Here is a 13,454-nt window from a genome sequence, read left to right as displayed (position 1 = left end):
ACAACATCTAACCTGACGCGAGCGTTCCCATGCGGGTTCTGTGTACGCCGAGAGCGGAATAGGCCCTGAGGTGACAAAGGTCACCGTGGCGTGGATTGTCAGATTTGTTCCCAGCGGAATACCCGGACCGCGATCACCGTGGCCACGACCGCGAAGCCCAGCAGGATGCCCATCTCCGGCAGGACCGACGCCGGTCCCTCCCCACGTACCAGGACCTTGAGCATCCCGTTGTTGAGGTGGCGCAACGGGAAGATCTCCGACACGATCCGCAGCCAGCGTGGCGCGTCGTCGATGTTGAAGAACGATCCGCCGAGGAAGGCCATCGGCAGCACGACGATCTGTGTGACCCCCTGTGCGGCCTCCTGCGTCTTTGCCCAGGCTCCGATCAGCATGCCGATCGCGAGGAACGCCAATACCCCGCACAACACCATCGGGATCGACATCCACCAGAAGTGCGCGAGCTTGAGCCCGAAGAACGGCGAGCTCGCCACGCCGATGAACAACGCGGTCTGCACCATGGCGACCCCGAGGCTGACCACGACCCGCGCGGCGAACACGCTCCGGATGGGCACCGGCGACAGGCGCAGGCGGCGAAGCAGGCCCTTCGTCCGCCATGTCACGAGTGTGGTGGACGCGCCGAACATGCCGGCCGAGGCGAGCGCCCACCCGAGCAGGCCCGGGGTGATGTACTGGATCGCCTTCAACGACTTGTCCTCGACCTGCTGCCCCACCAGGCTGTACTTCGGCGGACGCCCGGACGCCGCCTGGTTGGCCGCCTGCACCAGGCCCTCGATCTGGCCCTCCGCGGTCCCGGACTTGACCTGGTCGGCCGCCGAGAAGTGCAGCACGACCCGATCGCCGCTCTGCTCGATCGCCGCCTCATAGTCGCCCTTGCGGACCTTCTCCAGGGCGGCGTTCCGGTCGGAGATCTTCGTGAACTTCAGCGACTTGTCCACCCCCGCCCGCATGTCCGCCGGCATCTGGTCGACGATCGCCACCGAGCCGATCTCGAGCACCTTCGACTTCGGGGTCGACTGCCGGGCGAACACCCCACCGATGATCACCAGGAACAGCAACGGCAGCGCGACCGTGAAGAACAGCGCCCCCCGGTCCCGGCGGAAGCCGAGGAACATCGCACGCGCCAGGCTCTGGAAACTGCTCACGCTCGGTACTCCCGCCCGGTCAGGTTGAGGAAGACGTCTTCGAGGGTGGCGCCCTTGATCTGGACGCCGTCCAGCGCGCCACGGGTGGCCAGCGCCGCCACGACGGAGGAGGGATCGCGGGTGGCGATGACGAGCGAGACCCCGTCGTCGGTCACGTCGTCCACGCCCGGCAGCGCACGGGCCTCCGCCACGCTCAGCACGCCGCTCACCACGCCGATCCGGGTCGCGGCGTCCAGGTCGCGGACCAGCGCGGCGGGCGGACCGCTCTGCAGGATCCGCCCCCGATCGATGATCGCCACCCGGTCGCACAGGGTCTCGGCCTCGTCCATGTAGTGCGTCGTGAGCACGATCGTGCGGCCCTCGGTGTTGATGGCGCGCAGGACGTCCCACAGGTTGCGGCGCGCCTGGGGGTCCAGCGCGGCCGTCGGTTCGTCGAGGAACACCAGCTCCGGCTCGTGCACCAGCGCGCAGGCGATCGACAGGCGCTGCGCCTGGCCGCCGGACAGCTTCTCCACCGGGGTGTCGGCCTTCTCCGTCAGGCCGACCGTCTCCAGCATCGCGTCGGCCTTGCTGTCCGCCACGCCGTACAGCGACCCGAAGGTGCGCAGCTGCTCCCGCGCGGTGAGCCGCTCGAAGAAGGAGGATGCCTGGAGCTGGACGCCGATCCTCGGCAGCAGCTCGGGGTCGCGCGGCCACGGGGACCGGCCGAGGACGGTGACCTCACCGCCGTCCGCCTGGCGCAACCCCTCGATGATCTCGAGAGTCGTCGTCTTCCCCGCGCCGTTCGGCCCGAGGATTCCGAAGAACTCCCCCTCCTCGACCGTCAGCGTCACTCCGTCGACCGCTCGTACGTCGCCGTAGCGCTTCCGCAGATCTTTGGCGACAATCGTGTTGGGCATGGCTGAACCATAGAGACGGGTTGTTTGCCGAACACCCTCCTTTAGATGGAGTTACGGCATATCGACCGCCGCGTGGTCGCCTCCGCCCGGGGATGGAGGACATACCCGGACGGCGCGCCGATCCGCGTAGTGTCGGTGCCGACGGGTACCCTGCTGCCCGCACGCCCAACCCCCGAGGAGCAGAGCCGTTGACCGCCGCCACCATCACGACTGAGGACCCGCACGGATACACCGCGCGGCACCTGTCGGTGCTCGAAGGGCTCGAGGCCGTCCGCAAACGGCCCGGGATGTACATCGGGTCCACCGACAGCCGTGGCCTCATGCACTGCCTGTGGGAGATCATCGATAACTCCGTCGATGAGGCACTGGGCGGTCACTGTTCCCGCATCGACGTCGTCCTGTACGCCGACGGTTCGATGGAGGTCTGTGACGACGGCCGCGGCATCCCGGTCGACGTCGAGCCGAAGACCGGCCTGACGGGCGTCGAGCTGGTCATGACCCGGCTGCACGCGGGCGGCAAGTTCGGCGGCATCTCCTACACCGCGTCGGGCGGTCTGCACGGTGTCGGCGCCTCGGTGGTCAACGCCCTGTCCGCCCGGCTCGACGTCGAGGTCGACCGCGACGGCCACACGCACGCGATGAGCTTCAAGCGCGGCCTTCCCGGCGACTTCGCCGGCGACGGGCCCACCGCCAAGTTCACCAAGAAGCCGGCGAAGCAGCGGGGGCTGCATCAGACCAAGCGCGTGGCCAGGGGCATCACCGGCAACCGCGTGCGCTTCTGGCCCGACCGTCAGATCTTCCTCAAGGACGCCGCGATCGCCGGCGAGACCGTCGTCGACCGCATGCGGCAGACGGCCTTCCTCGTGCCGGGCCTCACCATCGCCGTCCGCGACGAGCGGGGCGAGGAGCCGGTCGAGCACGAGTTCCGGTTCGACGGCGGGATCAGCGAGTTCTGCGACCACCTGGCGAGCGACCCGCCGGTCTGCGACGTCCTGCGCATCCAGGGCCGGGGGCACTTCACCGAGACCGTGCCCGTCCTCGACGAGCAGGGCCACCTCACCCCGACCGACGTCGAGCGCGACATCGACGTCGACGTCGCCCTGCGGTGGGGCACCGGCTACGACACGATCACCCGGTCGTTCGTCAACGTGATCGCCACGCCCAAGCACGGCACCCACGTCACCGGCTTCGACCGCGCGCTGCTCAAGGTGATCAACGACCAGCTCCGCGCCACCAAGCTGCTGAAGAACAGCGACGACCCCGTCGTCAAGGACGACATCCTCGAGGGCCTCACCGCCGTCGTCACCGTGCGCCTGCCGGAGCCGCAGTTCGAGGGCCAGACCAAGGAGGTCCTCGGCACCTCGGCCGCCACCCGCATCGTCTCCCAGGTCGTCGGCCGGGAGCTGAAGGAGGCGTTCGAGAGCCCCAAGCGCGGCCAGAAGCAGCAGATGCGGGCCGTCCTGGAAAAGGTCGTCGCCGCGTCCAAGGCGCGCATCGCCGCCCGCACGCAGCGGGAGAACCAACGCCGCAAGAGCGCCCTGGAAAACTCCGCGCTCCCCGCCAAGCTGGTCGACTGCCGCACCACCGACGACCGCAGCGAGCTGTTCATCGTCGAGGGCGACTCGGCGCTCGGCACCGCCAAGCTGGCGCGCAACTCCGAGTTCCAGGCGCTCCTGCCGATCCGCGGCAAGATCCTCAACGTGCAGAAGGCGTCCGTCGCCGACACGCTCAAGAACGCCGAGTGCGCCTCCATCATCCAGGTCATCGGCGCCGGCTCCGGCCGCACCTTCGACCTCGACTCCGCGCGCTACGGCCGCGTGATCCTGATGGCCGACGCGGACGTCGACGGTGCTCACATCCGGACTCTGCTGCTCACGCTCCTGCACCGCTACATGCGGCCGATGCTCGAGTCCGGTCGGGTCTTCTCCGCCGTTCCGCCGCTTCACCGGATCGAGCTTGTCAAGCCCAAGAAGGGGCAGGACAAGCACATCTACACCTACTCCGACGCGGAGCTGCGCAAGAAGCTCGTCGAGCTGGAGCGCCGCAACGTCCGGTGGAAGGAACCGATCCAGCGTTACAAGGGTCTGGGTGAGATGGACGCCGACCAGCTCGCCGAGACGACGATGGATCCGCAGTACCGGATGCTGCGCCGCATCCGCATCGAGGACGCCGAGGAGGCGGAGAAGATCTTCAGCCTGCTGATGGGGTCGGAGGTCGCCCCGCGCCGGCAGTTCATCGCCGCCGGTGCCACCGAGCTCGACGAGGCTCGCATCGACATCTGACACGCGCCGCGACGACGGCCTGCTCACCCCGGTCGGGGGAGCAGGCCGTCGTCGTTTTTCTGGGAGGACGTCCGTGTTCCGCTGTATGCCAAGAAGATGCGGCACCTGCTAACATTTCTTTGCATGTCCGCCATCGTGATGAGCCGCCTCGGATGAACGGCGACGAGCTCGTGCGCGTACTGGCGACGCTGTCCAATCCCCACCGCATCCGCGTGATCGCGGCACTGGCGCGGGAGCGCGCGTACGTGAGCGAGCTCGCTCGCACGTTGGGCATCAGCCGGCCGCTGCTCCAGGTGCACCTGCGGAAGCTGGAGGCGGCGGGCCTCGTCTCGGCGCGGACGGAGGTGTCGGAGGACGGCAAGGCGATGAAGTTCTACGAGGTCAACGCGTTCGCGATCGAGCTGACGCCCGAGGTTCTCGAAGCCGCGGAACGAACCTTGAGCACGCCGGGCGAAGGGCCGGGCGACGAAACGAAGGGATCTCCATGATGGGCGGACATGGCTTGGCGGAGGCCGTCGGCGCCTTCGGTCTGTTCACCCTGTTCACCTGCGTGATCACGGTGACCATCTGGCAGCTCGCCGCCACCCGGCGGGCCAAGGTCCTCGTCGTACGGGAACAGGAGTACCGCAGGATCGCCGAAGAGGCCCTCGCCGCCCAGCGGAGCACCGAGCAGCTGCTGACGGAGCTCAACGGACGTGTCGGGGAGATGCAGTCCCGGATGGAGTCACTCGAAAGGATCCTGCAGACCGTCGAGTGACCGACCTGCCCTGGGCCGCCGAGCTGCAACTCGACGGCCCAGGTGACGAAGAAGCACCACCTCGCCCCGGAGGGCGAGCTCTCACAGGAACGCTCCTTCTCGGAAAGGACAGCAGTTCATGCTGCCTACTGGCAAATCGACCCGCCCGCCTGCCGGGCCGGCCCCGACCGGTCCACCTCGGCAGGGTGCCCTGGTCGAGCGGATCGCCGGCTGGTCGATCCGGCACCGCCTCCTGGCGATCACCGGCTGGTTCGCCCTCGTCATCGTCGCCGTACTCTCGAGCGCGCTGATGCCGGGAGACACGATGAACAGCACGGACCCCGGAGAGTCCGGCCGTGCCGATCGGGCGCTGTCCGCGCAGCGCTCGTACGTGCCGATGGAGGAGAACGTCCTCATTCAGGCCCGTACGCCGGCGGGGGAGCGGTTCGCCGACGGCGCCGAGCTGCGGAACGCCACCCGCGATCTGGTGCTGACCCTGCGCCGGACGCCGGGTGCGGTGACCGAGGTACGTTCCCCGCTGGGCGGCGACGGCGCGTCGGCGGACGCGAACCGGCTGGTGTCGCGGGACGGCCGGTCCGGGCTTGTCACGTTCCAGGTCGCGGGTCCGGACGACCTCCTCGACGCCCACTACGACGCCGCCGTACGGGCCGTGGAGTCGGTGCAAGCCCGGCATCCGCAGGTCAGGCTGGCGCAGGCGGGGGACCACAGCCTGTCGCTCGCCGTGGATCAGGGGATCAAGGGCGACTTCAAGAGCGCGGAGTTCGTGTCGTTGCCGCTCACCGTGCTCATCCTGCTCGTGGTCTTCGGGTCGCTGATCGCGATGGGCATTCCGTTGCTGCTGGCGGTGACCACCGTGGTGGGCACGTTCGGCTTCCTGCAGGTGATCGCCCACTGGGTTCCGGTGAACAGCGCGACGTCGTCGATGGTCCTGCTGATCGGCATGGCCGTGGGCATCGACTACTCCCTGTTCTACCTGCGCCGCGAGCGCGAGGAGCGTGCCGCCGGGCGCGGCATCGCCGAAGCGCTGCGGATCACCGCGCGTACGTCGGGCCGCGTGGTGGTCGTCTCCGGGCTGACCGTGATGCTCTGCCTCTGCGGGCTGCTGTTCACCGGACTGGACAACTTCCGCGGGCTGACGGCCGGCTCGGTCCTCGTGGTCGGCCTGGCGATGGTCGGCTCGGTCACGGTCCTTCCCGCTCTCCTGGCCCTGCTCGGTCGGTGGGTGGACAAGGCCCGCGTTCCGGTGCTCGGCCGCCGCCGGACCACCGCAACGGAGTCCCGGGTCTGGTCACTGGTCGCTCGCGCGGTCGTACGGCGTCCGCTGCTGTGGGGCGGGGCCGCGACCCTGGTCCTGGCCGTGCTGGCGGTGCCGGCGTTCGGAATGCGGCTGCAGGACGCGGCGACCACCGACAGCCTGCCGCGCAGCGTTCCGGTGGTGGACGCGGCGCTCCGCATGCAGGAGGCGTTCCCCGGCACGCCCGCACCGGCCCGGGTGGTGATCTGGGCGAAGAACGGCGGCTCGGCGGACGGGCCGGCGGTGAACCGCGCGATCGACGACCTGCGCGGGCGCGTCGCCGCCGGTGACCGCGCACTCGGCGAGCCCATCTCCGCGGTGACCGTGGACCACGTCGTCGTCGTACGGGTGCCGCTGGCGGACTTCCGGAACAACGACGCGGCGAACCACGCCCTGGAGACGCTGCGCGACCGGATCCTGCCCGCGACCCTCGGCCGAGTGGACGGCATCGACTACGCGGTCGCCGGGAAGACCGCCGTCGCCCACGACTTCGCCGAGCAGTTGGAGGCCCGTACGCCGCTCGTGTTCGCCTTCGTGCTGGTCCTGGCGTTCGTCCTGCTCGTCGTGGCGTTCCGCTCCCTGGCGATCCCGGTCATCTCGATCGCGTTGAACCTGCTGTCGATCGGCGCGGCGTACGGGGTGCTCACCTGGGTGTTCCAGGAGGGGCACCTGGGCTCGCTGCTCGGCTTCCGCTCGTACGGCGGGGTGGTCGGCTGGCTGCCCGTGTTCATGTTCGTGATCCTGTTCGGGCTGAGCATGGACTACCACATCTTCATCCTCAGCAGGATCCGCGAGCGCTGGGCCACCGGAGCGGACACCCGGGACGCGGTGGTCGGCGGCATCGCCGGCAGCGCGGGGGTCGTGACCAGCGCCGCCGTCATCATGACCGCGGTGTTCAGCGTCTTCGTCACCCTGACCGCCATCGAGTACAAGATGATGGGCGTCGGCATGGCGGTGGCCATCGTCATCGACGCCACGATCGTCCGTGGCGTGCTCCTGCCCGCGGCCATCGCCCTGCTCGGCCGGCGGTCCTGGACCCTTCCGCGCGGGCTGCGACGGCTGCTCCCGGGATCCGCTCCGGTGCACTGAACGGCAGGGGCGGCGGGTGTGGCGGGACGCCTGGGCCCGTCGGCTCCCGGGAGGAAGGGCGGGGCGGCGGCCGACCCCAGGGGCGGGAGGGCCCAGGTCGCCGTGGAGGGCCCGCCAGGGCCCTCGTCCGCCGGTCACCAGGGGAGGCTCCGGCGGGGTGCTGCTCTCCACCCCCGGGTGGACGGGGCCGGAATCCAACCCGGCTCCGATCCGCGACGGGCGGCGGATTCCTACCGTCGATGTCATGCACGATCTGCTCAACGGCCTGCTGATCGCCGCCGTCGTCGTCCTCGTGATCTACCGTCGGTTCGCGCCGCGGCGTGTCGCCGCGGAGCGGCCGTACGTCCTCCCCGTCATCCTCGCCGTCGTCGGGTTCGGCCAGGGCCATGTCATCGATCCCCACCACCAGGTGCTCGCCACCGTCCTGCTGGCGGGGGAGATCGTGGCCGCGCTCGCGCTCGGCTGTGGGCTCGGTGCCACGATGCGGGTCTGGCGGGAGCGCGACGGGTCCGTCTGGAGCCGTGGCACGTGGGCGACCTTCGGCGTCTTCCTCGCCTCGATCGCCGTACGGGGCGGGGCCGTGGCCTTCGGGTACACCGCCGGGGTCAAGGCCGGGACGGGTGACATCCTGGTGTCCGTGGCCGCCTGGATGCTCACCCAGAACCTCATACTCGCCTGGCGTGCCCGTACCCTCCCGGTGCCGGTTAGCGTTGACGCGTGACCACCCCCGGCTTCCTCCGCGGTCGGCGCCACCCGCTCGACGAGGTGCGCGCCGCCGCCAACGGTAAGGGCGGCCGGGAGCGGATGCTGGTCCGGATCGGCGCGCTCGTCTTCGGCATCGGGTGGTTCGGCTACGCGATGCTGCACGGCCCGCGCCGGCCGGGCTTCGGACTGCACGGCACGGACCTCGCGTACACCGCCGGACTGCTCCTTGCGGTGTCCGGGTTCGGCCTGGGGATCCTCTCCCACCGGTTCCGGTGGCCGTACGGCCATCTGATCTTCGCCGCCGACGCGGTCGTCGGCGCGCTGCTCTACGTGAGCGCGCCGGCCCGGCCCGCCAGCGCCCTGCTGTTCGCGCTGTCCGGGTTCGCCGCGGAGTACTACTCGGTGCGCCGCTCGATGCCCACCTTCTTCATCTCGGGCCTCGCGATCGGGGTCGGGTACGTACTGCAGCACGGCCGGCTGGGAGACCTATGGGCGATCATCGGTCTTGCCGGGATGTTCGCCGGGGTGCGGGCGAGCAAGGCCCGGGAGGCGACGCGGCGGGCCGAACAGGAGAACCTCGTGCTCGCCGAGCGGGCCCACATCGCTCGGGAGATCCACGACATCCTGGCGCATTCCCTGTCCGCCCAGCTCGTGCACCTGGAAGGGGCCCGGTTGCTGATCGCGAACGGCCGGACGGACGAGGCGCTCGACCGGGTCGAACGCGCCCGCGGCCTGGCCCGCAGCGGACTGGAGGAGACGCGCCGGGCGTTGGCCACCTTGCGCGGGGACATTCCGCCGACCGACGAAGTGCTCCGTGAGCTCGCCGAGGAGCACCGCTCTCTCGCCGAGGTCCGCTGCCAGGTGACGATCACCGGGCAGCCCCGCGAGCTGGAACCGAAGGCCGGCCTGGCGATCATCCGCACGGCGCAGGAGGCGCTGACCAACGCCCGTAAGCACGCGCCGGGCGCGGACGTCGCGATCGACCTGCGCTACCTCGACGACCGGTGCGAGCTGGAGGTCCGGGACACGGGCGGTAACGGGCCCGGGCCGCTCGCCGCGACCGGGGGCGGCTACGGTCTGGTCGGGATGCGCGAGCGCGCGGAGTTGATCGGCGGCGCGCTGGAGGCGGGTCCGGAGGAGAAGGGGTTCAGAGTGCTGCTGAGAGTGCCGCTATGACGCGCGTCCTCGTGGTCGACGATCAGACCGTCGTACGCGACGGCCTGGTGCTGCTGCTCGGGCTGCTGCCCGGGATCGAGGTCGTCGGGTCGGCGGCCGACGGTGAGGAGGCGCTGCGGCTGGTCGCCGAGCACGTACCGGACGTCGTGCTCATGGACCTGCGCATGCCGCGCGTCGACGGCGTGGAGGCGACCCGCCGGATCAAGGCGGCGCATCCGGCCGTGCAGATCGTCGTGCTGACGACCTACAGCGACGACGAGTCCGTGTTCGCCGCGCTGCAGGCGGGCGCCCGCGGATACCTGACGAAGGACGCCGGCGCGGACGAGATCGCGCGGGCCATCGAGGCCGTACGCGACGGAGACGCCCAGCTGGACCCGTCCGTCCAGCGGCGGCTCGTCGACGCGCTCGCCTCGGGCGGGCAGCCGCCGCGGCGCCGCAAGGGTGACCTGCCGGACGGGCTGACCCAGCGGGAGGCGGAGGTCCTCATGCTGATCGCGGAAGGGAAGTCGAACGCGGAGATCGCCCAGGAGCTGTACATCAGCGAGGCGACGGTGAAGACGCACATCAACAACCTGTTCGCGAAGGCGGGGCTGCGCGACCGGGCGCAGGCCGTGACGTACGCCTACCGCAAGGGCCTCGCCTCGCCCGGATGATCCGGCGTTCGCGGCCGCGGCGGACGTGAGGGGCAATCGCGGCTCATCGAAAGGCAAGGGGTCGGTGTGTTCTCGGCGGTTCCGCGACATCGACGGTGACAGTGAGTCTTTTGACGACTACTGTGCGCCATTGTTCGGAGTGAATGCCTTTCCAAGGAGGCCGCATGCGGAAGTCCCGCATGATCGCTGAATGTCTGCGTCGTCACGCCTGGTGGCGACTCAACCGAGCCGACGCACGCGACGACGGGCGCAACGCGCGGAGCGCGGTCGCCCTCCTCGACGCCGCGGCGTACGCCGTCGATCTCCCGGACGACGCCGCCGTCATCAGCCGCCTCGCGGCGGCCGGGTGCTTCTCGGGCGATGAGTTCCGGCTGAACGACATCGCCGAGCGCATCGTGCGCTTCTGGCACTACGAGGAGGCCTGCGGCGGACCGGCGGACCTGCTCGACGCCATCGCCGAGACCGTCCAACCTCCCAAGATCCCCGCACAGCGGGACGGCGGCCGCTCCCTGCGCCGCTGACCGGCGGAGCCGCGGGCCGGCGGGCCCGCGAACGCCTCGCCATGGCACTCGCGGTTCCGGCGCCCGCCGCGTGAGCGGCAGGGGCGCCGGTAGAGGGTCTGCGCGGGGATGCCGGTAGGGGGTCTGCGCGGGGATGTCAGCAGAGGGCCCTGCGCGGGGATGAGGCGTACGAACTCGTCCGCGCCGGCCGCCGTCGACCCCCGGCCCGTACCGAAATTCGGGTGCCCGTCGCCGGCGGGGCGGGGAGGATGGCCGGATGCGCATCCGTGCGGTGGAAACCGGTGATCTTCCGATCCTCCAGGACATCGAGGTGACCGCCGGCCGGTTGTTCCGCGACGTCGACATGTCGGAGATCGCGGGGGACGACCCGCTTCCGCTCGGCGAGCTCGCCCGCTACCGGCAGGCCGGGATGGCGTGGGCGGCGGTGGACGCGGCCGATCGGCCGGTCGCGTACCTCATCGCCGCGCGCATCGACGCCGGGGTGCACGTGGAGCAGGTGTCGGTGCATCCGGACAGCGCGCGCCGGCGGGTGGGCCGGTCGCTCCTCGATCACGTGGCCGCTCAGGCGGAGGACGAAGGGGCGTCGGCGCTCACGCTGACGACCTTCGAACACGTGCCGTGGAACGCCCCGTACTACCTGCGGTGCGGATTCCGGCCGCTGACGGACGCCGAGCTCACCCCTGACCTGCGGGCCATCCGCCGACGAGAGGCCGCCCTCGGCCTGGACCGCTGGCCGCGGCTCTGCATGCTGCGCCCGCTGGGCGGCCGCCTCGTCCACCGGACCGGCGACGGACCCCACGACAGTTTTTGACAGATCTATCAAAAACTGACAGCCTGCCGGCATGGCACGTCCGAGGAAGTTCGACGCCGACGCGGCCGTCGACGCGGCGATGGAGACGTTCTGGACCAAGGGGTACACCGCGACCTCGACCGATGACCTGATCGAGGGGACCGGGATGCTCCGGGGCAGCCTCTATAACGCCTTCGGCAGCAAGCGGCACCTGTTCGAACTGGCGCTGAGCCGTTACCAGGACAAGGGCGCGGCCGGGCAGAACGCGATCCAGGCGGACCGGCCGCCGCTGGAGCGCATCCGGTGGCTCATGCTCAGTGGCGTGGATCGGACGGTGGCCGACCGTCGTGGCTGCCTCGCGGTCAATACCGTCACGGAACTGGCCGGTGCGGAACCCGAGCTGTCGGCGCTCGCCCGCCAGTGCTTCACCCAGCTCGAAGGCGCGCTGGTGGAGGCGATCGAGGACGGCAGGTTCCAGGGTGAGGTCCGGTCCGACCGGCCGGCCCGCCTGCTCGCCCGCCAGGTGATGAGCGCCTTCCACGGCCTGCTCGTGCAGGCCAAGGCCGGCTATGACCCGCAGTCGCTGCACGAGACCGTCGACGCGGTGGTCGCCGACCTGCGCGCCTGAGCGTGGGCGGGAGAGCGTCTTCGTGCGCCCTAGTTTTTGACTGATCCATCAATAACGGAGGATTCCATGCTCCTGCTGCCCGTCATCCTGGCGGCCTTCTTCATGTACGGCTTCGACGGCAACGTGGTCAACGTCGCCCTTCCCGCCATCCAGTCGGACCTCGGCGCCAGGGCGGCGGCACTGGAACTGGTCGTCGGCGGCTACGTCTTCAGCTATGCCACCGGACTCGTCCTCGGCGGCCGTCTCGGCGATCTGCTCGGCCGACGGAGGATGTTCCTGACGGGCGTGGTGGCCTTCACCGCGGCCTCCATGCTGTGCGGACTGGCGCAGAGTCCGGTCCAACTCGTGCTGGCCCGCATGCTGCAGGGACTGACGGCCGCCGCCATGGTGCCGCAGGTACTCGCCCTGATCACCACCGTCATCCCTGGGGAGCAGCGGCCACGCGCGCTGGCGTGGTTCGGCGTCACCGGCGGACTCAGCGGCGTATGCGGCCAACTGCTGGGCGGCCTGCTGCTCGGCGCCGACGTCTTCGGCCTCGGCTGGCGGGTGATCTTCTTCATCAACCTGCCGGTCGGCCTGATCGTCTTCGCCCTCGCCTCCGCCCTGCTGCCGCGCACCGCCGCCAACGGCCGCCCGGCGCTGGACGGGATCGGCGCCCTGGGCGTCTCCGGCTCGCTGGCGCTGGCCCTCGTGCCTCTGGTCCTCGGCCGGGGGGAAGGCTGGCCGGCGTGGACCTGGGTGCTGCTCGTGTCCTCGGTGCCCGCGTTCTCGGCCGCCGTGATCTGGGAGCGCCGCCTGGCCGCCCGCGGTGGTCAGCCGCTGCTCGACCTGACGCTGTTCCACCGCAAGGTCTTCACCATCGGCATGGCCATCAACGCCGCCTTCATGGCCTTCTTCGCCGGCTACATCTTCGTGATCAGCCTCACCCTTCAGACCGGCTTCGGGTACAGCCCGCTCCGGGCAGGGCTCATCTTCACCCCGACGGCGGTGCTGGCCATGGTCACGTCGCTGGCGGGCAAGCGTCTGATCGTCAAGTACGGTCTGCGGGTCATGACCGCGGGCGCGGCGATCACCGGGCTGAGCGTGCTGATGCTCGCGGTCGGGTTGCAGGCCGAAGGGGGCCGCGTCGCCGTCGCGCTGCTGCTCACCGCGATGGGCCTGATGGGCGTCGGCAACGGCCTGATCCTGCCGTCCCTGGTCGGCGCGCCGATGACCGGAATCACCCCTGAGCAGGCGGGCGTCGCCTCGGGCACGCTCTCCACCATCCAGCAGTTCGCCGGCGTGACCGGTATCGCCGTCGTCGGCGGGATCTATTTCGCGGTCCGCGACCGTGATGGGTACGCGACGGCCGCGGAGGTGGCCGCATGGATCGCACTCGCCCTCGTGCTCACCGTGATGGTGCTGACGGTACGGCTGGCCAGAGCCGTGGTCGCGCAGCGCCGGCCGAACACCGACAAGGCCGAAGCCCTGGCCTCCTGACATCTCCTCGCCTGCGCA

At 70.3% G+C, this 13,454-nt stretch carries 13 protein-coding genes; 11 read left to right on the top strand and 2 right to left on the bottom strand.

The features are described from left to right. Window positions 1–98: 98 nt before the first annotated feature. Together ACQP2O_RS39515 and ACQP2O_RS39510 are read right to left on the bottom strand one after the other, a co-directional pair. Window positions 99–1,163 carry an ABC transporter permease gene (locus ACQP2O_RS39515; RefSeq protein ID WP_433174300.1) on the bottom strand — a complete coding sequence of 355 codons (1,065 nt, stop codon included), beginning with the start codon at window positions 1,161–1,163 and terminating at the stop codon, window positions 99–101. After that, window positions 1,160–2,062 carry an ABC transporter ATP-binding protein gene (locus ACQP2O_RS39510; protein WP_433174299.1) on the bottom strand — a complete coding sequence of 301 codons (903 nt, stop codon included), beginning with the start codon at window positions 2,060–2,062 and terminating at the stop codon, window positions 1,160–1,162. Before ACQP2O_RS39510 ends, ACQP2O_RS39515 begins: the two co-directional genes overlap by 4 nt. A 188-nt stretch (window positions 2,063–2,250) precedes the next feature. Between ACQP2O_RS39510 and ACQP2O_RS39505 the strand changes: the two genes are divergently transcribed. The 11 genes from ACQP2O_RS39505 (at window position 2,251) to ACQP2O_RS39455 (ending at window position 13,436) form a co-directional block, all read left to right on the top strand. Further along, the gene (locus ACQP2O_RS39505) at window positions 2,251–4,344 is read left to right on the top strand and encodes a DNA gyrase/topoisomerase IV subunit B (protein WP_433174298.1); all 2,094 of its coding nucleotides are present in this window, start codon (window positions 2,251–2,253) and stop codon (window positions 4,342–4,344) included. A 152-nt stretch (window positions 4,345–4,496) separates the two neighbouring features. Beyond that, window positions 4,497–4,832: an ArsR/SmtB family transcription factor gene (locus ACQP2O_RS39500; protein WP_433174297.1), complete on the top strand. Its 336-nt coding sequence runs from the start codon at window positions 4,497–4,499 to the stop codon at window positions 4,830–4,832. Beyond that, complete coding sequence (locus ACQP2O_RS39495) at window positions 4,829–5,101, top strand: hypothetical protein (protein WP_433174295.1); 273 nt, start codon at window positions 4,829–4,831, stop codon at window positions 5,099–5,101. Before ACQP2O_RS39500 ends, ACQP2O_RS39495 begins: the two co-directional genes overlap by 4 nt. A 118-nt stretch (window positions 5,102–5,219) precedes the next feature. Continuing rightward, a complete protein-coding gene (locus tag ACQP2O_RS39490; RefSeq protein ID WP_433174294.1) occupies window positions 5,220–7,484 on the top strand; it encodes an MMPL family transporter in 2,265 nt (754 codons plus the stop codon). A 244-nt stretch (window positions 7,485–7,728) separates the two neighbouring features. After that, window positions 7,729–8,205, top strand: coding sequence for a hypothetical protein (locus ACQP2O_RS39485; protein WP_433174293.1), 477 nt, complete (start codon window positions 7,729–7,731; stop codon window positions 8,203–8,205). Further along, window positions 8,202–9,365 carry a sensor histidine kinase gene (locus ACQP2O_RS39480; RefSeq protein WP_433174292.1) on the top strand — a complete coding sequence of 388 codons (1,164 nt, stop codon included), beginning with the start codon at window positions 8,202–8,204 and terminating at the stop codon, window positions 9,363–9,365. The genes ACQP2O_RS39485 and ACQP2O_RS39480 overlap by 4 nt, the downstream gene beginning before the upstream one ends. Next, window positions 9,362–10,018, top strand: a complete 657-nt coding sequence (locus ACQP2O_RS39475; RefSeq protein ID WP_433174291.1) for a response regulator — start codon at window positions 9,362–9,364, stop codon at window positions 10,016–10,018. Before ACQP2O_RS39480 ends, ACQP2O_RS39475 begins: the two co-directional genes overlap by 4 nt. A 164-nt stretch (window positions 10,019–10,182) precedes the next feature. Beyond that, a complete protein-coding gene (locus tag ACQP2O_RS39470; protein ID WP_433174290.1) occupies window positions 10,183–10,539 on the top strand; it encodes a hypothetical protein in 357 nt (118 codons plus the stop codon). 256 nt (window positions 10,540–10,795) lie between these two features. Beyond that, window positions 10,796–11,350, top strand: a complete 555-nt coding sequence (locus ACQP2O_RS39465; RefSeq protein WP_433174289.1) for a GNAT family N-acetyltransferase — start codon at window positions 10,796–10,798, stop codon at window positions 11,348–11,350. A 31-nt stretch (window positions 11,351–11,381) separates the two neighbouring features. Then, window positions 11,382–11,957, top strand: a complete 576-nt coding sequence (locus tag ACQP2O_RS39460) for a TetR/AcrR family transcriptional regulator (RefSeq protein ID WP_433174288.1) — start codon at window positions 11,382–11,384, stop codon at window positions 11,955–11,957. A 66-nt stretch (window positions 11,958–12,023) separates the two neighbouring features. Continuing rightward, complete coding sequence (locus tag ACQP2O_RS39455; protein WP_433174287.1) at window positions 12,024–13,436, top strand: MFS transporter; 1,413 nt, start codon at window positions 12,024–12,026, stop codon at window positions 13,434–13,436. Window positions 13,437–13,454 lie beyond the last annotated feature (18 nt).

Source organism: Actinoallomurus sp. CA-150999 (assembly GCF_050942425.1).
In the GTDB taxonomy this organism is placed as follows: domain Bacteria; phylum Actinomycetota; class Actinomycetes; order Streptosporangiales; family Streptosporangiaceae; genus Actinoallomurus.
Note: the sequence above shows the minus strand (reverse complement) of the source record. Positions and strands in the feature narration are given on the sequence as shown.

Coding starts and splice junctions, on each gene's coding strand:
- ACQP2O_RS39510 (WP_433174299.1), bottom strand. CDS start 2,062: ATGCCCAACACGATTGTCGCCAAAGATCTGCGGAAGCGCTACGGCGAC.
- ACQP2O_RS39500 (WP_433174297.1), top strand. CDS start 4,497: ATGAACGGCGACGAGCTCGTGCGCGTACTGGCGACGCTGTCCAATCCC.
- ACQP2O_RS39495 (WP_433174295.1), top strand. CDS start 4,829: ATGATGGGCGGACATGGCTTGGCGGAGGCCGTCGGCGCCTTCGGTCTG.
- ACQP2O_RS39490 (WP_433174294.1), top strand. CDS start 5,220: ATGCTGCCTACTGGCAAATCGACCCGCCCGCCTGCCGGGCCGGCCCCG.
- ACQP2O_RS39485 (WP_433174293.1), top strand. CDS start 7,729: ATGCACGATCTGCTCAACGGCCTGCTGATCGCCGCCGTCGTCGTCCTC.
- ACQP2O_RS39475 (WP_433174291.1), top strand. CDS start 9,362: ATGACGCGCGTCCTCGTGGTCGACGATCAGACCGTCGTACGCGACGGC.
- ACQP2O_RS39470 (WP_433174290.1), top strand. CDS start 10,183: ATGCGGAAGTCCCGCATGATCGCTGAATGTCTGCGTCGTCACGCCTGG.
- ACQP2O_RS39465 (WP_433174289.1), top strand. CDS start 10,796: ATGCGCATCCGTGCGGTGGAAACCGGTGATCTTCCGATCCTCCAGGAC.
- ACQP2O_RS39460 (WP_433174288.1), top strand. CDS start 11,382: ATGGCACGTCCGAGGAAGTTCGACGCCGACGCGGCCGTCGACGCGGCG.
- ACQP2O_RS39455 (WP_433174287.1), top strand. CDS start 12,024: ATGCTCCTGCTGCCCGTCATCCTGGCGGCCTTCTTCATGTACGGCTTC.